Source organism: Rhodococcus sp. PSi06 (assembly GCF_054960675.1).
The window spans coordinates 77,920-97,452 of sequence record NZ_JBHNYO010000016.1; the positions used below are offsets into that span (position 1 = coordinate 77,920).

The following is a 19,533-nucleotide window of genomic DNA, read 5'->3' on the forward strand; positions in this document are numbered from 1 at the left end:
GAAACGCAATGTCCGACGCCACCGGCTCGACCGGAACCGTACGCCTCGTCACGTCCGAGCATCGGCTCGACGTGCGGATGTCGCTGTCGCCTCTGCGTCGAGGCCGCGGGGATCCCACCTACGAGTCGACGCCGGACGGCGGAATCTGGCGCACGTCGAGAATGAACTCGGGTCCGGTGACCTACCGCCTGACCCAGGCTTCACCGACCAGCGTCCAGGCCCGAGCGTGGGGCCCTGGCGCACTCGAACTGCTGGACGCGGTGCCCGCGCTGCTCGGCCACGACGACGACGCCAGCACATTCGCACCGGAGCACCCGATTCTGCAAGAGGCACATCGGCAGCTGCCGCACCTGCGTCTCGGCCGAACCGGCCTGGTCCTCGAGGCTTTGATCCCGGCGATCATCGAGCAACGCGTACACGGCATTTCGGCGTTCGGTTCGTGGCGCTATCTGGTGAGCAAGTTCGGCGAGAGGGCACCGGGACCGACTCCCAAACCGATGTTCGTCTTCCCCACTCCCGACGTGTGGCGTCGTATTCCTTCGTGGGAGTACCACCGCGCCAACGTCGACCCGGCCCGGTCGAAAACCATCGTCCGCGCCTCACAAGCAGCCGGACGCCTGGAGGAGGCGTCGACGATGACATCGGAGGATGCCGCACGCAGGCTGCGCGCGATCCCCGGCGTCGGCATCTGGACCGCGGCGGAAACCTCGCAACGCGCCCTGGGGGATCCCGACGCGTTGTCGGTGGGCGATTACCACCTGGCGGCGGTGGTGGGGTGGTCGCTGCTGGGCAGGCCGATCGACGACGCGGAGATGGTCGAGTACCTGCAGCCCCTGGCTCCGCATCGGCATCGCGCGATTCGCTTGCTGTACCTGAGCGGGAAGGCCACCAAGCCGAAGTTCGGTCCTCGAACCGCTCTGGTGGACCACACGTGGCACTGAGCCCTCGGTTGCTCGTACAGTCGAGTTGTACGCCAACGTAAGGGGTTTATCCGTGGTTGCCATCGGCCGTTCCGATCTCGACATCTTTCCGCTCGCCCTCGGCGGGAACACCTTCGGCTGGACCAGCGACGAGGCTGCGTCCTTCGAGATTCTCGACGCCTTCACCGCTGGCGGAGGCAACTTCATCGACACCGCCGACTCGTACTCGGCCTTTGCCGACGGCAACTCCGGCGGCGAGTCGGAGACGATCATCGGCAAGTGGACAACCGCCCGGGGCAACCGTGACGACGTCGTCATCGCCACCAAAGTCAGCCAGCATCCCGACTTTCGCGGGCTGGCCCCGGACAACATCCGAGCGGCCGCCGACGCGTCGTTGACCCGGTTGCAGACCGACCACATCGACGTCTACTACGCGCACTACGACGACGACGCGACCCCGCTCGCGGAGTCCCTCGCCGCGTTCGACGAGTTGGTCACAGCAGGCAAGGTTCGCTACGTCGCCATCTCGAACTACACCCCGGCACGGGTGCGCGAGTGGCTCGATCTCGCGCAGGAGAACGGGTTCGCCCCTCCGATCGCGCTGCAACCGCACTACAACCTGGTCGCCCGCAGCGACTACGAAGGCGAACTGCAGAAGCTGGCCGTCGATAACCAACTCGGCGTGTTTCCCTACTTTTCCCTCGCCGCCGGATTCCTGACGGGCAAGTACCGCACCCGCGAGGACCTCGCCGGCAAGCAGCGCGAGCGGTTGACCACGGGGTACTTCTCCGATGCCGGGCTCGACGTGGTGCAGGGCCTGCGCGAGATAGCAGAATCGCGATCCGCAGAGATTTCGAGCGTTGCGCTGGCCTGGCTGCTGGCTCGTCCGGGCATCACCGCGCCCATCGCCAGTGTGAGCAAGATTTCTCAGCTGCCCGCCCTGCTCGACGCACCGGCCTTGACTCTGACCAGCCAGGAAGTCGAGAAACTGACGGTTCTGTCCGACGCAGTGGTCTAAAACACGAAAGTCGACGTCAGCAGCGGGAACATAATTCGCTCTCGTGCTGCTGACCTTCGGGTGGCCCCAGCATCGAATACGTCAGTGACCGACACGGCCGTCACCAGCACACCGGTGACCAACCCGTCGGCTCCGGTGACCGAGCCGACGTCGAGGGAACGCCTGCGGGTGATTCTCGTGCTCGGCGCGCTCATCGCCCTCGGTCCGCTGACCATCGACATGTACCTGCCCGCTCTTCCGGCCATCGCCGACGACCTGAACACTCCGTCGTCCGCCGTGCAGCTCACCCTCGCAGGCACGTTGGTCGGGCTCGCCCTCGGCCAACTCGTCATCGGGCCACTGTCGGACATCGTCGGCCGACGACTTCCCCTGATCGTCGGTACCGCGGTGCACATCCTCGCGTCCGTGGCCTGCATCGTGGCCCCGAACATCGCCGTTCTCGGAGGCTTGCGAGTCGTGCAGGGTCTGGGAGCTGCTGCCGCTGCGGTGGTGGCGATGGCCATCGTGCGCGATCTGTTCAACGGCCGCGCTGCCGCCACCGTGCTGTCGCGCCTGATGCTCGTCATGGGCGTCGCCCCGGTGCTCGCACCGTCTCTCGGCGGTGCCGTGCTGTTGGTCGGGTCGTGGCGTCTGGTGTTCGCAGCGCTGGCGATCATGGGCGTCGGCTTGATGACGCTGGCGATCGTGTCGCTGCGCGAAACCCTGCCACCCGAGCGTCGTCGAGCACGCGGTGTCATGCCGGTCTTGCGGACCTACAGCTCACTGCTTCGTGATGCCCAGTTCGTCGTGCTCGTGCTGGTCGCTGCTCTCGCGATGTCGTCGCTGTTCGCGTACGTCGCAGGGTCGTCGTTCGTGCTGCAGGAGGAGTTCGGCCTCGACGAGCAACAGTTCGCGATCGTCTTCGCGGCCGGCGCGATCTCCCTGATCGGGGCTTCTCAGCTCAACGTCCTTCTGCTGGGACGCTTCGCACCGGTGCAGATCGTTCTGTCGGCCCTGTCCTTCGGCGTCGTTGCCGGCGGAGTCATGGTCGCGCTGGCGGTGACCGAGGTCGGCGGTATGGCGGGCTTCGTCGTTCCGCTGTGGTTCGTGCTCGGGGCCGTCGGATTCGTGATGCCCAATGCACCCGCCCTTGCACTGTCCCGCCACGGCGAAGCTGCCGGTGGTGCCGCGGCACTGCTCGGAGCGGCTCAGTTCGGTCTCGGTGCCATCGTCGCCCCGATCGTCGGCGCACTCGGAAACGACGCGGTGGCCGTGTCCACGACCATGGTCGTGACGTCCGCTGCAGCATTGATCGCGCTGGGCATCATCACCGCGCGCTCGTCCGGTCGGCATCTCACCGAGGGAGCGGCAGCCACCCACTAGGGTGACCGCCATGACCGAACGCGAGCGCGATGCGCGCGGTAAACCCCTCAACGCCAGGCCGCGCGACGGTCTCGGGCGGCCTCTGGCCCGCGGTGGAAGCGGAACCCCACGAGTGCCCGACGACATGCGGCTTCCACCCGGTGCGGCCGTTCTCGAAGCACAGAAATTCTTCGATGCGAGCATGCCGTTTCACGCTCACGAAGTACTCGAAGGCACGTGGAAGAGCTGCCCGACGGCCGAACGTCCGCTGTGGCAGGGACTCGCCCAACTCGCCGTCGGGCTGACCCACCTACTGCGCGGCAATCGCATCGGAGCCGCATCGCTACTTCGGCAGGGCCACGATCGCTTGGTCGCCTTCGAGGTCGATCCACCGCACAGCCTCGACGTCGGCGGCTTGTTGGCCTGGTCGGAGGGCTTGCTCGACGAGTTGGAGACCGGAACTCTGCCGATCTCACCCGGCATTCCGGTACTGCGAGTCACCGATCCGCACGGGGGCGTTTCGGCACCCGATTCCAACTCGAGCTAGCCTGTTGGAATTAGGTAAGGCTAGGACAATCTGCACCGGAAGTGGGGTTCGTCGGAGTGACCGTGTTCGCACCGCTGAGACTCGCGCGACAGGGACTGACGAGCGGGGAGACCATCAGCCCCGCTCAGCTCGGGCGCACCCTCTGCACCGAAGTCGCCGAACAGGTTCCCTACTGGGTGGCCGTCCTGACGCCGGCGGAGCGGCCCCTGCTCGATGCTCGATCGCCGTCGGGTCACTTCGAGCAGGATTCGGTGACACTGGCCGTGCCGAGAGGCCCGCACCGCTCTCATGAGCTGCTGCTCGCGGCTCTCGGATCCGCAGTATGCACGTGGCAGAGGAACAACCACCGCGGTTCGTCGGCCGGCGTCCTGGTCGACGTGGACCTCGCAGCCACAGGGGCACTGCACCCGGTCCGTCTTCCCGCCGTTCATACCGATGCGCTCGCCGTGCCCGGCCAGAGCAAGAACCTCGTCGACGACGTCGCGAGGAAACTGGACTCGGTGCCGAACCGCGGACGCGACTACGCGCTCACCCGCAACTATCCCGCGCTCGCCTCACGGGCCGGCGCGCAGATCATCGTGCGTGACGACGCATCGGCCGAGCCCACCAGCGAATACGCCATCGACATTCGGATCGCCGTCACCGAGGCCGGCACCGCGGTGGCCCGAGTCGGCTGGGCCGACGGACTCGATGGAGTCGACGAGCTTCTGCGACTGTGGTCGGTGGCCGCACGCCATCTGACGACCATGGCAACCGCCGCTACAGGCTCTTCAGCAGCCTGACGTCGTCCTCGATCCCCTCGGCCGGCGTTTCGAGGATCACCGGCGCGTCGGCGGCCAGCGCGACAGCCGTCAGAATCTCGGCGTCGATGGTTCCGGTGCCGAGGTTCGCGTGCCGGTCTCTGGCCGAGTCGAACTCGTCGCGCGAGTTGTTCAGGTGCACCAGGTCGATTCGCCCGGTGATGGCCTTGATGCGGTCGACGACGTCGACGAGATCCTCGCCCCCGGCCCACGCATGGCAGGTGTCGAGACAGAAGCCGGCACCGAACTCGCCGATCGCATCCCAGAGCCGGGCGATGTCGTCGAAGTGGCGGGCCATGGCCGAGTCTCCACCCGCGGTGTTCTCTACGAAAATCGGTACTGCGAAGCCGCCCTGCTCGGCCTGACGCTCGAAGAGCTTGCGCCAGTTGTCGATTCCTTTGGCGGTGTCCTCGCCCTCGCGGACATGACCGCCGTGCACCACCAGACCGATGGCCCCGATCTCGGCAGCGGCAGCTGCTTGCTCGACGACGGCCTTCCTGGACGGGATGCGGATCCGGTTGTTCAAGCTCGCGACATTGAGCACGTACGACGAGTGCACCACCACATCGACCGGGCCCGCCGACAGAGCCTCGCCCTGCGGGTGTGGTTCGAGCTTGTTCCACTTCTGCGGGTCGGTGAGAAACATCTGGACGAGGTCGACGCCGAGCGCCTCTGCGGTACCGAGAGGGTCGCTGCTGTCGCGGACGTGTGCTCCGATGCGCATGAGGTCCATCATAGAGGGAGCTTTAAGGGTCATCCCTGATAGCGAGGGGCGCAGAACGCTGGAACACTGGCTCGCATGAGCGAGATTGCCGCACGCGCGGTCGAGGTATCGAAGGTCTACGGTTCCGGGGACACCCAGGTGCACGCACTGTCCGGGGTGAGCGTCGAGTTCGCTCGCGGAGAATTCACCGCCATCATGGGCCCGTCGGGTTCGGGCAAGTCCACTCTGATGCACTGCCTTGCCGGGTTGGACACTGCGTCCTCGGGCACGGTGACGATAGGCGACACCGAGCTGACGGCTCTCTCGGACAAGGAGATGACCGGGTTACGCAGGGACCGAATCGGATTCGTGTTCCAGGCATTCAATCTGGTGCCGACCCTCACGGCGCTGGAGAACATCACCCTGCCACTCGACATCGCGGGCCGTGCTCCGGATCAGGGATGGCTCGACACCGTCGTCGACCGACTCGGACTGCGGGATCGCCTCGATCACCGCCCCAGCGAGCTCTCCGGCGGACAGCAGCAGCGAGTGGCGTGCGCCCGCGCGCTGGCCGGCCGACCGGACATCGTGTTCGGCGACGAGCCCACCGGCAACCTGGACTCCCGATCCTCCGGTGAGGTGCTGTCGATTCTGCGCACTGCCGCAGACGAATTCGACCAGACCGTCGTTATCGTCACCCACGATCCACGGGCGGCCAGCTACGCAGACCGCGTCGTGTTCCTGGCCGACGGTGCCGTCATCGATCAGTTGAACTCGCCCACGGCCGACGCCGTACTCGAGCGGATGAAGAAGCTGGAGACGGTCCGATAATGGCGCATTCTGTCTCCACCAAGCGTCGCCGACCCAAGGCCGCAGGCAATCCGATGAGCAAGGTTTCATTGAGAAATCTTGCAGCGCACAAGGTTCGGTTGGCACTGACGGTTCTGTCCGTCGTTCTCGGCACCGCATTCGTCGCGGGCTCGTTCGTCTTCACCGACACACTGCAACGTACTTTCTCCTCGTTGTTCGCCGATACCGCGCAGGGTGCTGACGTTCGCGTGAGCCCGGAGGATGCCCGCTCGAGCGGGGTACCGAACGAGGACATCGCTGCCATCTCGGCTCTGCCGAACGTGCGCGCCGTATCGCCGTACGTCGGCGGACAGCTCGTGCTGCTCGGCTCCGACGGTGCCGCCGTGCAATCGGGCGGCGCACCGACCATCGGCGAGTCCTACCTACCGGACGATCAACGACTGGGCGATCCGACGACCTTCGTCGACGGCTCCGCCCCCACCGCTCCCGGGCAGGTCGCTATCAATGCCGGCGGTGCCGAGCGCGCCGGGTTGAAGGTGGGCGACGCCACCTCGGTCCTCGTGCCGTCCAAGGGCATCACCGACATCACGATCTCGGGAATCTATTCCACCCCAACCGAATCCGGCGGCTACATCGGAATTCAGTTCGTGCAGAGTCAGGCGAACGAACTGTTCACCGACGGTGCACATGTGCAGTACATCGACGTCGCAGGCAACGACCTCACCGCACAGGGGCTCACGCAGAGCGATCTGCGGGACGAGATTTCCGCGGCACTTCCCGACCTGAAAGTGCAGACCGCGGCGGACGTCCAGGAAGAAACCCGAGCCGAGGTGGAGTCGGCCCTGTCGTTCATCAACTACTTCCTGCTCGCTTTCGGCGGCATCGCACTGCTCGTCGGCACCTTCATCATCTACAACACGTTCTCGATGATCGTTGCCCAGCGAGTCCGGGAGCTGGCGTTGCTGCGAGCCGTCGGGGCAAGCCGTGGCCAGGTCAGCCGCTCGGTGGTACTCGAGGCACTCGTCGTCGGTCTCATCGGAAGTGTCCTCGGCTTCGCGGGCGGCGTCGGACTGGCCTACGGTCTGCGGGCGCTGCTCAACGCCTTCGATCTGGGGCTGCCGTCGGGACAACTGGCACTCGAACCCCGCACCGTCGCAGTCGCTTTCGCGGTCGGCATCATCGTCACCGTCCTGAGCGCGTACGCACCGGCACGTCGAGCAGCCAAGATTCCGCCGGTCGCCGCGATGCGCGAGGAATTCGCGTCGGCCGGCGACACGTTGCGCACTCGAACGTTCGTGGGCGTCGGGCTGGGAGTCGCCGGCGCGGCCGCAGTGGTCATCGGCGCGCAGTCGACCGGCGGAGCCGCGGCCGCGACCGTCGGGGCAGGTGCAGTCGCACTCATCGTCGCCACCGCACTGGCCGCGCCGTCCCTGTCGCGGCCCATCGTCGGCGCACTCGGTGCCGTGATCACCCGTCCGTTCGGAGCTATCGGGCGGCTGGCCAGGACCAACTCCGTACGCAATCCGCGTCGTACCGCGGCGACCGCATTCGCGTTGATGCTCGGCCTCATGCTCGTCACGGTGATCGGCGTGCTCGGATCCACGGCGAAAGCCAGCGTCGATTCGCTGGTAGACACCGGAGTGGAGGCCGACTACATCCTCTCGGGCCCCCAGTCGATCGGTGTACCGACCGGTGCCACCACGGCCGCCCAGCAAGTCAACGGCGTGGATCGCACCGCAGTACTGCATCCGGTGTTCGTGACGATCGCCGGCCAAGAGGAGTACGGAGCGGCCATCGACGGTTCGCCCGAAGGGCTGTTCGATCTGTCGATGGTCCAGGGCACTGCGGACCTGGCCAGCAACGGCTTCTCGGTGTCCGAAACCGAAGCGGCCGCACGCGGATGGTCGGTGGGTACCGAGGTCACCTTCGACACCGTCGACGGGGCCTCCGTACCGGTGACCGTCACCGGGGTGTTCACCGACAATCCGCTGATCGGAAACTGGATCGTCTCGGGCGACATCTACCAGAAGGTGACGCCGTCCATCACGCGATCGGATCTTCTGGTGCTGGTGAAAGCAGTGCCGGGAACCGATCTCGACACGCTGCGCACCGATCTCGAGGCCGCCACCAAACCGTTCGTGGTGGTTCAGGTGCAAGACGTCGAGGAATTCAAGGGCAGTCAGGGACAGCAGATCGACACCCTGCTCGCGGTGCTGTACGGATTGCTGGCCTTGGCCGTCGTCATCGCCGTACTCGGCATCGTCAACACGCTGGCTCTGTCCGTCGTGGAGCGTCGTCGCGAAATCGGCATGCTGCGCGCCATCGGAATGCAGCGTCCACAGGTTCGACGCATCATCTACCTCGAGTCGCTGCTCATCGCACTGTTCGGGGCCATCGTGGGGGTCGTGCTGGGAATCGCCTTCGGGTGGGGGTTCGTACAAACCCTGCGCGACGAGGGCTTGGGCGCCATGACCGTCCCCTGGGGTCAGGTCGCGTCCATGCTGGTGGGGTCGGCTGTCGTAGGAGTACTGGCCGCACTGTGGCCTGCAGTTCGTGCGGCTCGCACGAAGCCCTTGGAGGCAATCGCCGACCTGTAGCGGTTCCGAAACCGGACCGGGCGTTTCGCATGCGATACCCAGTTGTTGTGAAATGTCCGGTTTCCGGCTTGCGCCTAAAGGGCACGCCCGTCTACCTTTGAGACGATAAACAGTCTTATGGACGGTTTGTGATCGCACAAACCAACTCTGGTATGGCGGGTCGGGCTCGCGCAAGGAGAATCATGTCGGTTCAAGACATCGATGCACCCACGCGTCTCTCCCTGGCCCCATTGGGTCGCCCGGAGAGCCGCGACACGCTCATGTCGCGCTACCGCGAGGTCGCTCATGCCCTGCCGGGTGCCATCGCGCTCTCCGTGAACGGAACATCACTCACCTACGACGAGCTCCTGCATCACGCGTACTCGCTGGCTCGAAAGATCGCCACCCTCTTTCCCGTCGACTCCCGTCCCCTCGCCGTCGACACGGACGACTCCTCGGACTCGATCGTGCTGATGTTGGCCGTCGTCGCCTCCGGCCACCCGCTCGTGCCGCTCGACCCCATGCTGCCCGCCGAACGACGCGCCGCGATCATCGACCGGGCGAACGCAACGGCGATCGACGCCGTCACCGTTGCCGCAACCGTCGACTCCTGTGTTCCACTACCGACCTTGTCGGGTGACCACACCGCAGTGATCAACTACACCTCGGGATCCACCGGAACCGCCAAGGGTGTGATCCTCAGCCATCGCATGTGTCTGACCAAGGCATACGAGGTCGCCACCGCGTTGTCTCTCCGGCCGAGCGATCGTGTCGGCAACTCACTGCCCGTCAGTTTCGGTGCCGGTTTCAACACGCTGCTCGCAGGGCTGCTGAGCGGCGCAGCCGTCCACTGCCGAGATCCTCGGTCGGGTGTCACCTTGGACACCGCCCAGTGGATCGCCTCGCATTCACTGACCACCCTGCACTGCTCCTCGTCGCTGCTGCGCACGATCGCCGCGGCCGACCACGGGCCCACAGCCGTGCCCAGTCTGCGCGTGGTCACCACGTACGGGGAGGCCCTGCATTCCGACGACGTCGCCAATTTCCGGCGAACGTTCGCAGGGCTCGCCACGATGGTCAACTGGTACGCGACCACCGAGGCCGGTGCCGTCGCCTACAGTGAGTTCCCACCGGAGCGAACATTGCCGTCCGGCTTCCTGCCTGCCGGAAACCCCATCCCCGGCAAACTTGTCGAGGTCGTCACCACCGACGGCACTGTGTGTCGGACCGACGCGATCGGTGAAGTGCGAGTCACGTCGACATGCCTGGCCGACGGATACCTCGGCGACGCAGGTCTGGATTCCGAACGATTCACCGCTCTCGGCGACGGCCTGTTTCGGTATCGCACGGGCGATCTGGGGCGACTCGACGAAGGCGGGACGCTGCACCTCGCCGGGCGTATGGACGACGCCGTCAAGGTCCGCGGATACCTGGTCGAGCCGGCCGAGATCGAGGCCGCTCTGCGAGCCGTACCGAATATCGACGAAGCCGCGGTGATCGGCAGACACTCCGGCACCGACACCGAACTGGTGGCCTACGTCTGCTCGGCGCGGTCCGCCAAGCGACCTTCCGTCGGCGAGATCCGAGCGTCGCTGCGCCGGACCTTGCCGGAATGGATGGTGCCCACGCACATCGTCGCTCTCGACGCGATCCCACGCAACGAACGCGGCAAGGTGGATCGAACTGCGTTGCCGGAGCCCGTGCAGCGACGGGTCGAGCCCGCGGCGGCCGGACCCACCGAATACATAGTCGCCGAGGCTGCGCGGGCTGCCCTCGGTCTGGACTTCATCGGCCGGAACGAAGATTTCCAGACGCTGGGCGGAAACTCGCTGACGACAACGGCGATGCTGGCCCAACTGCGGGAGGGGCTGAAGGTCGACATCACGGCGGAGGACGTGTTCGCGGCGACGACCGTTCGAACTCTCGCTGTCAGGGTCGATGCCCGACTACGTGACGCGGACGCCGTTCGACGACGAACGTCCGACCGACATGACGTGCTCGTACCACTGCGCACCGAAGGCAGCAAAGCACCGATCTTCCTGATCGGTGGAGCCGGAGTCGGCGCGATGGCATTCATCGAACTCGTCAAGCACATCGACGACAGTCATCCGGTGTACGCCTTGCAAGCTCACGGCCGAGAAAAGCGCGGACTACCGGACCGCACTGTGCGGCGAACCGCGAAGCGCTACGTCGACGCGATACGCACCGTCCAGCCCGAGGGACCGTTTCACCTGGTCGGACATTCGCTCGGCGGGTGGATCGCCATCGCGATGGCCGAAAGAATCCGCGACCGTGGTCTCGGCTCTCCGCACCTTCTTCTACTCGACACCAGGCTGTTTCGGCACCTTCTGGACAAGCTGCCCGGCGGTGCCGCATGCCCGGCTGCACCACCGGCTCAGACGCGGGAGGATGCGGGCTTCCACCTCGGCCGCCTCGGCACAGCCGCCCTGTGGATCCGCATGCAATTCGCCGGGTTGCTGCGGTATCCGACGACCATGGAATGGTTGGTCTTCGCAAGCATCGGGTACGTGGCGTTGAACAAGCATGTTCCGACTCCATGGTCGGGTTCAATGACAGTGGTTCGTACAGATGAGAATGTGAAGGATTCCCGGTCTTGGCAAGCAGTTGCTCATGGTGAGTTGACATTCTTCGACATCACCGGCGATCACGTCGACATGCTGCGCGACCCGATGGCCGAGGAGCTCGCCAATATCATCGACGACACCGTCGCCGGCGGGTGCTGAAGCTCGGCGGCCCTGCACGGTCTGTTGCGACAACGGCTCAGCTTGTACGTTGTGCCACAAGGCGCGACAGGTCCTAGCTATACGACAGGAGGTCGACAATGAGTTCACCGTACGAGTTGCAGTCCGTGGAACTACACAAGGACGTCCTGCGCTACGTCGATATCGGCGACGGTCCACCCGTAGTTCTGGTGCACGGTCTGCTCGGATCGCATATGTCCTGGGGTACGCAGCTCGAGCGTTTGTCATACAAGCACCGCGTGATCGCCCCGGACCTGTTCGGCCACGGCGACTCGGACAAGCCGTCCGGCGACTACTCGCTGAGCTCGCATTCGGCCACCATTCGCGATCTGATGGATCACCTGAAGATCGACTCGGCTCCGCTGGTCGGTCACTCCCTCGGCGGCGGCATCGTCATGCAGATGACGTATCTCTTCCCCGAACGCGTGGATCGCCTCGCGCTGGTCAGCAGTGGCGGCCTTGGCCCCGAAGTGAGCCTGCTGCTCAAGGCCGCGACGCTGCCGGGTAGCGAGTTGGTACTCCCGCTGCTCGCGTCCGATTGGTTCCGCAAGAACACCGAGGGCGCACTGGCGCAGCTGGGCAAGTGGGGCCTTCCCGTCAAGCCCGGCCCGAGTATGACCGAAACCTGGCGCTCGTTCCGGTCCGTTGCCGACCGGTCCACCCGCGAGGCGTTTCTGGCGTCGACGCGAGCGGTGGTGGGCCCGCGCGGTCAGACCGTCAGCGCGAAGCAGCACTTCGAGAGGTTCGAGTCCATTCCGTCCCTGCTCGTCTGGGGCGGCAAAGACCGGATGATTCCGGCCAAGCACGCGGACAACATCCGACGCGAGGTGCCCAACAGCCGCGTCGAGATCTTCCCCGATGCGGGGCACTTTCCGCAGCTCGACGAGCCGGATTTCTTCTTCCGCCTGTTGGACGAGTTCTTGGACTCGAGCGGGCAAGGGAAGGATGCTGTGGCAAAACCTGACGCGCCCGAAGAGATCACCCCGGCAGTCATGCCGATGCATCGCCCGTGAGCGTCATCCCGATGTTCCCACTCGGAAGCGTGTTGCTCCCGGGCGAACGCTTACCGCTGCACATCTTCGAGCCGCGCTACCAGGCTCTGGTGCACGATTGTCTCGAGCAGGAAGACCCGAGCTTCGGCGTCGTTCTCATCGCACGTGGCCACGAGGCCGGCGGCGGCGATGTTCGGCACGACGTGGCGACGGTCGCGCACATCATCGGGCACGAGGCCATCGGTGATGGCAGGTACCTCCTCGAGTGTGTCGGCGGTGAACGAATTCGGATCGACGCCTGGTTGCCCGACGATCCCTACCCTTTGGCCGACGTTCGACCATGGCACGACGAAGACGACGAGTCGGTTATCGCCGATACCGAATTCGATACCACGTGGTCGCGGGTCGAGGATCTGTACGAGCTCATCGGCAGGCTCGAATCCAGTGAGAACATCGTCACTCCTGGGTTTCCGGACTTTCTGAGCCTGCCGATCTCGGCCGCCGAGAAGATCTGGTCGCTGGCTGCGCTGATCCCGATGGGTCAGTCCGATCGACTCGACATCCTGTCGGCACCGAACGCCCGGGCCCGCAAGAAGGCACTCGACGACGCCATCGAGAACGTCACGGCCGTTGTGCAGTTCAGATTGCAACCCTGACAGCTGCGGCCACCAAGACCTACGAAAGCAGATCGGGCCCGGCACGATGTGCCGGGCCTGATCAATGTAGTAGCGGGGACAGGATTTGAACCTGCGACCTCTGGGTTATGAGCCCAGCGAGCTACCGAGCTGCTCCACCCCGCGCTGTGTGTCCTCAACGGTACATGCCATCGCGGGAGTCTCCCAATCGCCTGGTCAACGCTCTACGGTTGTCTTCTATGGCTACAGAGTCGTCACCCGTCCTGTCCTACCCACACCGGGCCGTTGCACAGATCTTGCTGAGCAACCCCCCGGTCAATGCGCTGACCCGTCCCGCGACGCGGCGGCTGAACGCCGTTCTACGAGACCTGGCTGCCGACAACGAGATTCGAGCGGTGGTTCTGACCGGCGAGCGGGTGTTCAGTGCCGGTTCGGACATCTCCGAGATGCCCGAGATGCAGAACGACGGTGACGTGCTCGCACGCAAGAGCGTCTTCGAGAACGCCACGCTCGATCTGCTGGCCGACCTACCGCTACCCACGGTCGCGGCGATCGGCGGATTCGCGTTGGGCGGCGGACTCGAGATGGCGATGTGCTGCGACCTCGTCGTCGCCGACGCAGGTGCTCGGCTCGGATTGCCGGAGATCGACCTCGGCGTGATCCCCAGCAGCGGCGGGTCGATGCGCGCTATGCGTCGAGTTGGTCAGGCCCGCGCGGCCGAACTCGTTCTGCTCGGCGAGCCGATCTCCGCCGAGACCGCGCTCGAGTGGGGTCTGATCAATCGAGTGGCACCGCGCGGTGAATCGTTGTCGGTGGCATTGGACCTGGCGCAGACCCTCGCTCGGAAATCCCGCTCGGCGATGCACGCCAATAAGCGAGCCCTCGCACTCACCTTCGGGCAGTCCCCGTACGAACCTGCACGACGCGCACTACCGGTGTTCGAGGAAGCATTCGGATCCGCCGACGGCCGGGAAGGCGTTCGCGCCTTCCTCGCCAAGGAGTCACCGAGGTTTCGATAGGTAGCGCTGCGCTAGAACCGTTGTGCCGGTGACGATCTCCCAGCCGATGATGGTGTAGACCGAGATTCGCTCGAACGTTCCGCCCCCGAGAATTCCCGTGTCGGCGAGAAACAACGTGAACCCAGCCAGCCCCGCGACACCCGCCAGGGTGCTGCCCACCGTGTACCAACGCGGCGCACCGACGCGGCCGCCGTACCTGCCTGCGGCCACGAGCACGAGGTTACCGCCGACGATCGCCATGCCCGCGCCCACCGCATGCGGGGTCGAGGCTCCGTCGACCGAAGCATGTGCGAGCCCGACCACGATGCTGCCGACGCCGTGCACCACCGACGTACCCAGCAGAATCCATCGTGCTCTGCCCTCGAACAGCATCGACAACCCGAGGCCGGCAAGAACGAACAACGTGCCGTCGACCACGAACCCTGTGTTCATCACCGGGTGCCACGGTGAAATCGCCGGGATCCCGAGGTCACTGATGTTGTTGCGCGCGTAGCTGTACCGGAGATCGGTCCAGCCCATTGCCGCAATCGCCTCGGCAGCAAGGTAGGTCACCCCGCCGACGAGGAACGCTCCAGCAGCCAGGACGGTAGTTCTCTTCACGACTGCAGTATCCACGGCCCACTCAGCTCCGACAGTCAGACTCCACCCGAAACCTGCTGGGTCATTCCGCAGGCTCCACTCCCGGCCTGCTGGGTCATTCCGCAGGCTCCACTCCCGCAACCCCGATACAGCCGCCTTGTACCGATTGGTACAGTACCGGCTCATGAGCGATCGCCACGACGTGGTGCCGATACTCGCAGGAGTGTTCCGCGACCACGGGTTCGACGGTTCGTCCCTCGCGGTCATCAGCAGGAAGACCGGCCTGGGGAAAGGCAGTCTCTACCACTACTTTCCGCGGGGCAAGCAGGAGATGGCCGAGGCCGTCCTCGACGACGTGGAGCAGTGGTTCCACCACAACGTGTTCGAGCCCCTGCGGCACGGCACCGACGCCGCGTCGACCACGCACGAGATGTTCGAGCAAACCGCCCGCTACTTTCGTTCCCACCGGCTGGTGTGCCTGTTCGGTGCGTTCACACTCGGACTGGAACGCGCAACCTTCTCCGGACGCGTCGCAACACATTTCGCTCACTGGATCGAGGCCCTCACCCCGGTACTGAACCGCCTCGGACACGGCGAGTCGGCGGCCGAGCTCGCCGAGGAGATCGTCGCGGGTATCCAAGGTGCGTTGGTGCTGTCGCGCGCCTCGGATGACGAGACAAGATTCCTTCGACTGTTGTCGCGGCTCGAAGCATCGGCTGCACGCCTGCCCGCGGGAGCGCACGCATGACCCCCGACGACGCGACGCCCGAGCCCACGACACCCAGGCCCATGACACCCAAGCCCGCACCCGAGCTGAAGACCTTCGGGATTCGAGAACTGCTGCGGCTCATCGTCATCGGTTCGGTATTGACGTACTTCCAGTTCGTGGCGATCGGCCGCTGGGTTCGTGCGCCCCGACGCGGGTGGCCGGTGTACGCATCGGAGGCCGTCGTCGACGCCTTCTTCGCTCTCGGCCCCACGTTCGTCAAGGTCGGGCAACTGATGGGTTCCTCACCGGGGTTGTTCCCCAAAGTCCTTGCCGATACGTGCCTGCGGTGCCTCGACGAGGTTCCACCGTTTCCCGGTTCGGTGGCGCGCGCGGTGATCGAGGCCGACCTCGGCCGCGGGATCGACGATCTGTTCTCCTCGTTCGACGACGTGCCGCTCTCGTCCGCCTCGGTTGCTCAGGTGCATCTGTGCGTGCGCCGTGACAACGGGCGCGAAGTTGTCATGAAGGTGCAGCGACGGGGCATCTACCACCGCATGAAGATCGACCTACGCATCGCATATCTCATCGCCCGCGGGCTGGAGAAGTTCATTCCGTTCTTCGCCACCGCCAATGCGTCGGCCATCATCGTGGACCTGCATGCCGCTACGTTCGCCGAACTGGACAGTGCCGTGGAAGCGAAGCGGCAGGACAGCTTTCGCACCGCGATCAGCGCATTCGGAGACAATGGACATGTCACCGCTCCAGAGGTGCACTTCGACTATTGCGGCGGCCGGGTCATCTGTATGGAACTGATGCACGGCTCCCCACTCGACCGCTACGAGCCGGGCGAGCAGTCCGAGCTAATCGTGCGCCGGGCGGCCAAGGTTTGGATGGAAGCCCTTGTGCTGCACGGCCTATTCCACGGTGACGTACACGCAGGCAATGTGTGGGTGCTCGACGACGGCAGGGTGGCGTTCCTCGACTTCGGCGTCATGGGCGAGGTGGACGAGCAGTGGCGCAAACTGCTACTCGACCTGTTTCACGCCACCGTGATCGACGGCGACTTCGCCCGTCTCGCCGACACCGTCAAGCGTCTGGGAATTGTTGCACCACAGATGGGTTCGGACGCCGAGGTGGGAGCAATACTGCAATCGGTGTTCGCTCCGATGCTCTCGACGACCCTCGCTCACTTCAGTCTGGCGGACTTCATCCGTGCGCTGGTGAGCATGGGAAAGCAGTACAAGACCTCGAGTCCCGAGGAGCTGATTCTGGTGGCCAAGCAACTCGGCTACTTCGAGAGATACGCCATCGAACTCGCACCAAACTGGGCTTTGGGCACGGATCCGTTCGTCTTCAAGAATGTCTTCCCCGCCGAGATAGCCGCCTTGGCCGAGGCGAGGGGAGTCGAGCTGCCGGAGTGACCCGGCAACTCGACGCCGTGGTGCAGAGCCGCGTCAGCGCGAGAAGTCGAGCACCACTTTACCTGCGGCAGTGCGGTTTTCCAGCGAGGCGATGGCTGCGGCAGCCTCGGCAGCCGGATACACCGAGGGCTCGGGTGCTACCAGTGAACCGTCGGCGAGCAGTGGCTCGATCTCGGCCCACTGGGTAGCGAGGTAACCCGGCCGCGTCATCCACCACGCGCCCCAGCCGACGCCGACGACCTCGACATTGTTGAGCAGCAACCGATTGACCTTGACGGTCGGGATCTCGCCACCGGTGAAGCCCAACACCAGGATTCGGCCCGAGGGTGCGAGCGAACGGATGCTGTCGGTGAACCGGTCGCCGCCCACCGGATCGACCACCACGTCGACACCGCGACCGCCGGTCAGTTCCTTGACCGCGTCCTTCCAACCGTCGACGAGAACGACATCGGTGGCTCCCGCGGAGCGGGCGATGTCGGCCTTGGCCTCAGAGCTCACCACGGCGATCACCCGGGACGCACCGAGAACCGGAGCCATCCGCAACGCCGAGGTTCCGATACCACCGGCGGCACCGTGCACCAGCACGGTCTCACCCGGTGCCAGCCGGCCGCGTTCACGAAGCGCGAAGTGCACCGTCAAGTCGTTGAACAACAGTCCGGCCCCTGCGGTGAGCGACACCGACTCCGGCAGCGCGAACACCGTATCGGGTGAGACCACGGCGACCTCGGCCATACCGTCGCTCAACCCGGTCAGCGCCGCGACGCGATCGCCTGCCGAGAAGCCGGAGTCCGCCGGAGCGGATCGGACGACACCGGCGATCTCGCTTCCGGGCACGAAGGGCAGTTCCGGCTTGTACTGGTACAGCCCACGGGTGAGCAACGCATCGGGAAAGGCGACGCCTGCGGCATGAACCTCGATGACCACCGATCCATCACCCGGAGCCGGCTCGTCGATATCCACCACGCTCACCGAGTCGGGTCCGTCGAGGCTGGAGATCTGTACCGCGCGCATGAATGGTCCTCTCGGTCGGGATCGTTCCCTGCCAGCCACCGTACAAAACTGCTGAACCCACCGTGGATACCGGCATACAGGAAGCGGGATGTGCTCCAATCGAATGGTGAACACCACTCCCCTCACCGTCATACAGCCCAACGGCACCGCCCGCGGCGGCGTCATCGTCATCCAGGAAGCCTTCGGCGTCACCGATCACATCGTCGACGTGTGCAATCGAGTCGCAGCCGCAGGGTGGGTCGCGGTCGCTCCGCACCTGTTCCACCGGCAGGACGGCGTCACCGTGCTCGACTACTCGGACATGGACTCGGCCATGGCCGCCATCGGGAAATTGAAGGCGGACGAGGTGGACTCCGACGTGGACGCGGCGGCGAGTGCACTCGCCGAACTGGGATTCGAGCCCTCGTCGATCGCCATCGTCGGCTTCTGCATGGGCGGCACTGTGGCGTTCCAGACCGCTGTTCGCCGCCCCCTCGGTGCGGCAGCAACCTTCTACGGAGGTGGCATCACGAAAGGCCGCTTCGGTTATCCCGCGATGGCCTCGGTAGGCGACGCCCTTCAGACGCCCTGGCACGGCTTCTTCGGAGACCTGGACGAGGGCATCCCGTTCCAGGAGGTCGAGACGCTGCGTGAGATCACTGCTACTGCTCCTGTCGACACCGAGATCACCCGTTACGCCCAGGGCAAGCACGGTTTCCACTGCGACGACCGCCCCGCAGTGTTCGACGCCGACGCCGCGGCCGACGCCTGGGGGAAGACTCTCGAGTGGTTCGATGCGCATGTCGCACGCTGAACAACCGCGGTCCGACGCCGAGCTGCTCGACGAGACCGAACGCATCGTCGCCTTCTGGACCGAGCTTGCGTTGCCCGGCCTGTTCGACGTGCATACACACTTCATGCCGAAGAACGTGATGGACAAGGTGTGGAGCTACTTCGACAGTGCCGGGCCGCTGACCGGCAGCGAGTGGCCCATTTCCTATCGCTTCGCCGAAGACCGACGGCTGCAGGTCATTCGCGGGTTCGGGGTGAAGAAGTTCACCTCGATGATCTACCCCCACAAGCCGGCGATGGCAGCATGGCTCAATTCCTGGGGTGCCGATTTCGCCGCGCGCACCCCCGACTGCCTGCACACCGCCACGTTCTACCCCGAGGAAGGGGCCACCGAGTACGTCGAGCATGCTCTCGCCGCCGGCGCTCGAATCTTCAAGTCGCACATACAGGTCGGCGACTACTCGCCGAACGACCCCCTGTTGGACGGTGTCTGGGGTGCGCTCTCGGACGCCCAGGTTCCGGTGGTGATCCACTGCGGCTCCGGCCCGGCACCCGGCACTCACACCGGACCTGGGCCGATTTCAGATCTGCTGCAACGGTTCCCGACGCTACCGCTGATCATCGCGCACATGGGCATGCCCGAGTACACCGAGTTTCTCGACTTGGCCGATCGCTACGAGAACGTTCGCCTGGACACCACCATGGCGTTCACCGACTTCTCGGAGGCGGCGGCACCGCTTCCGAGACACGAGCTACCGCGGCTCCTCGATCTCCAGGATCGCATTCTGTTCGGTAGCGACTTTCCCAATATCCCGTACCCCTACCTGGATGCCCTGACCGCAGTGCGCCGCCTGGACCTGGGAGACGATTGGGTTCGCTCGGTGTGCTGGGGCAACGGCGCTGCGCTGTTCGGCTGAAG

The 19,533-nt window shown here is 65.3% G+C and carries 18 protein-coding genes and 1 tRNA gene; 15 read left to right on the forward strand and 4 right to left on the reverse strand.

Annotation, left to right across the window (positions count from 1 at the left end):
- Positions 1-8: 8 nt before the first annotated feature.
- From ACFI9K_RS20285 to ACFI9K_RS20305, 5 genes are all read left to right on the forward strand, one after another.
- A complete protein-coding gene (locus ACFI9K_RS20285) occupies positions 9-941 on the forward strand; it encodes a DNA-3-methyladenine glycosylase family protein (RefSeq protein ID WP_462665182.1) in 933 nt (310 codons plus the stop codon).
- A gap of 52 nt (positions 942-993) precedes the next feature.
- Positions 994-1,938 (forward strand): aldo/keto reductase, encoded by a 945-nt coding sequence (locus ACFI9K_RS20290; protein WP_462665183.1) that lies wholly within the window; start codon positions 994-996, stop codon positions 1,936-1,938.
- Positions 1,939-2,022: 84 nt separating this feature from the next.
- Complete coding sequence (locus ACFI9K_RS20295; protein WP_462665184.1) at positions 2,023-3,300, forward strand: multidrug effflux MFS transporter; 1,278 nt, start codon at positions 2,023-2,025, stop codon at positions 3,298-3,300.
- Between the two features lie 10 nt (positions 3,301-3,310).
- Entirely contained in the window at positions 3,311-3,826 is a 516-nt protein-coding gene (locus ACFI9K_RS20300; protein WP_462665185.1) for a DUF309 domain-containing protein, read from the forward strand.
- A 56-nt stretch (positions 3,827-3,882) separates the two neighbouring features.
- On the forward strand, positions 3,883-4,608 hold the full coding sequence (locus ACFI9K_RS20305; protein WP_462665186.1) for a hypothetical protein: 726 nt from the start codon (positions 3,883-3,885) through the stop codon (positions 4,606-4,608).
- Here the strand turns inward: ACFI9K_RS20305 and ACFI9K_RS20310 are convergent.
- On the reverse strand, positions 4,586-5,350 hold the full coding sequence (locus ACFI9K_RS20310; protein WP_222091625.1) for a deoxyribonuclease IV: 765 nt from the start codon (positions 5,348-5,350) through the stop codon (positions 4,586-4,588). The two genes, ACFI9K_RS20305 and ACFI9K_RS20310, sit on opposite strands and share 23 nt — an antisense overlap.
- A gap of 75 nt (positions 5,351-5,425) precedes the next feature.
- Between ACFI9K_RS20310 and ACFI9K_RS20315 the strand changes: the two genes are divergently transcribed.
- From ACFI9K_RS20315 to ACFI9K_RS20335, 5 genes are all read left to right on the forward strand, one after another.
- Positions 5,426-6,160 (forward strand): ABC transporter ATP-binding protein, encoded by a 735-nt coding sequence (locus ACFI9K_RS20315; RefSeq protein ID WP_462665187.1) that lies wholly within the window; start codon positions 5,426-5,428, stop codon positions 6,158-6,160.
- A 53-nt stretch (positions 6,161-6,213) separates the two neighbouring features.
- Positions 6,214-8,736, forward strand: a complete 2,523-nt coding sequence (locus ACFI9K_RS20320) for an ABC transporter permease (RefSeq protein ID WP_462665233.1) — start codon at positions 6,214-6,216, stop codon at positions 8,734-8,736.
- A 182-nt stretch (positions 8,737-8,918) separates the two neighbouring features.
- Positions 8,919-11,459 carry an alpha/beta fold hydrolase gene (locus ACFI9K_RS20325; RefSeq protein ID WP_462665188.1) on the forward strand — a complete coding sequence of 847 codons (2,541 nt, stop codon included), beginning with the start codon at positions 8,919-8,921 and terminating at the stop codon, positions 11,457-11,459.
- A 98-nt stretch (positions 11,460-11,557) separates the two neighbouring features.
- A complete protein-coding gene (locus tag ACFI9K_RS20330) occupies positions 11,558-12,490 on the forward strand; it encodes an alpha/beta fold hydrolase (RefSeq protein ID WP_462665189.1) in 933 nt (310 codons plus the stop codon).
- A complete protein-coding gene (locus ACFI9K_RS20335; RefSeq protein WP_462665190.1) occupies positions 12,487-13,125 on the forward strand; it encodes an LON peptidase substrate-binding domain-containing protein in 639 nt (212 codons plus the stop codon). Before ACFI9K_RS20330 ends, ACFI9K_RS20335 begins: the two co-directional genes overlap by 4 nt.
- A 70-nt stretch (positions 13,126-13,195) precedes the next feature.
- Here ACFI9K_RS20335 and ACFI9K_RS20340 read toward each other — a convergent pair.
- Positions 13,196-13,269, reverse strand: a tRNA-Met gene (locus ACFI9K_RS20340).
- Positions 13,270-13,343: 74 nt separating this feature from the next.
- On the opposite strand from ACFI9K_RS20340, the gene ACFI9K_RS20345 reads away from it, so the two are divergent.
- A complete protein-coding gene (locus ACFI9K_RS20345; protein ID WP_462665191.1) occupies positions 13,344-14,123 on the forward strand; it encodes an enoyl-CoA hydratase/isomerase family protein in 780 nt (259 codons plus the stop codon).
- Here ACFI9K_RS20345 and ACFI9K_RS20350 read toward each other — a convergent pair.
- Complete coding sequence (locus ACFI9K_RS20350) at positions 14,106-14,723, reverse strand: DUF998 domain-containing protein (protein ID WP_462665192.1); 618 nt, start codon at positions 14,721-14,723, stop codon at positions 14,106-14,108. The two genes, ACFI9K_RS20345 and ACFI9K_RS20350, sit on opposite strands and share 18 nt — an antisense overlap.
- A 163-nt stretch (positions 14,724-14,886) precedes the next feature.
- On the opposite strand from ACFI9K_RS20350, the gene ACFI9K_RS20355 reads away from it, so the two are divergent.
- Positions 14,887-15,450, forward strand: a complete 564-nt coding sequence (locus ACFI9K_RS20355; RefSeq protein WP_462665193.1) for a TetR/AcrR family transcriptional regulator — start codon at positions 14,887-14,889, stop codon at positions 15,448-15,450.
- A complete protein-coding gene (locus ACFI9K_RS20360; protein WP_462665194.1) occupies positions 15,447-16,832 on the forward strand; it encodes an ABC1 kinase family protein in 1,386 nt (461 codons plus the stop codon). Before ACFI9K_RS20355 ends, ACFI9K_RS20360 begins: the two co-directional genes overlap by 4 nt.
- Before the next feature lie 33 nt (positions 16,833-16,865).
- Here ACFI9K_RS20360 and ACFI9K_RS20365 read toward each other — a convergent pair whose 3' ends face one another.
- On the reverse strand, positions 16,866-17,843 hold the full coding sequence (locus tag ACFI9K_RS20365; protein WP_462665195.1) for an NADPH:quinone oxidoreductase family protein: 978 nt from the start codon (positions 17,841-17,843) through the stop codon (positions 16,866-16,868).
- A 103-nt stretch (positions 17,844-17,946) separates the two neighbouring features.
- On the opposite strand from ACFI9K_RS20365, the gene ACFI9K_RS20370 reads away from it, so the two are divergent.
- Together ACFI9K_RS20370 and ACFI9K_RS20375 are read left to right on the forward strand one after the other, a co-directional pair.
- A complete protein-coding gene (locus ACFI9K_RS20370; RefSeq protein ID WP_462665234.1) occupies positions 17,947-18,636 on the forward strand; it encodes a dienelactone hydrolase family protein in 690 nt (229 codons plus the stop codon).
- Positions 18,623-19,531, forward strand: coding sequence for an amidohydrolase family protein (locus ACFI9K_RS20375; RefSeq protein ID WP_462665196.1), 909 nt, complete (start codon positions 18,623-18,625; stop codon positions 19,529-19,531). Before ACFI9K_RS20370 ends, ACFI9K_RS20375 begins: the two co-directional genes overlap by 14 nt.
- The last annotated feature ends 2 nt before the right edge of the window (positions 19,532-19,533 follow it).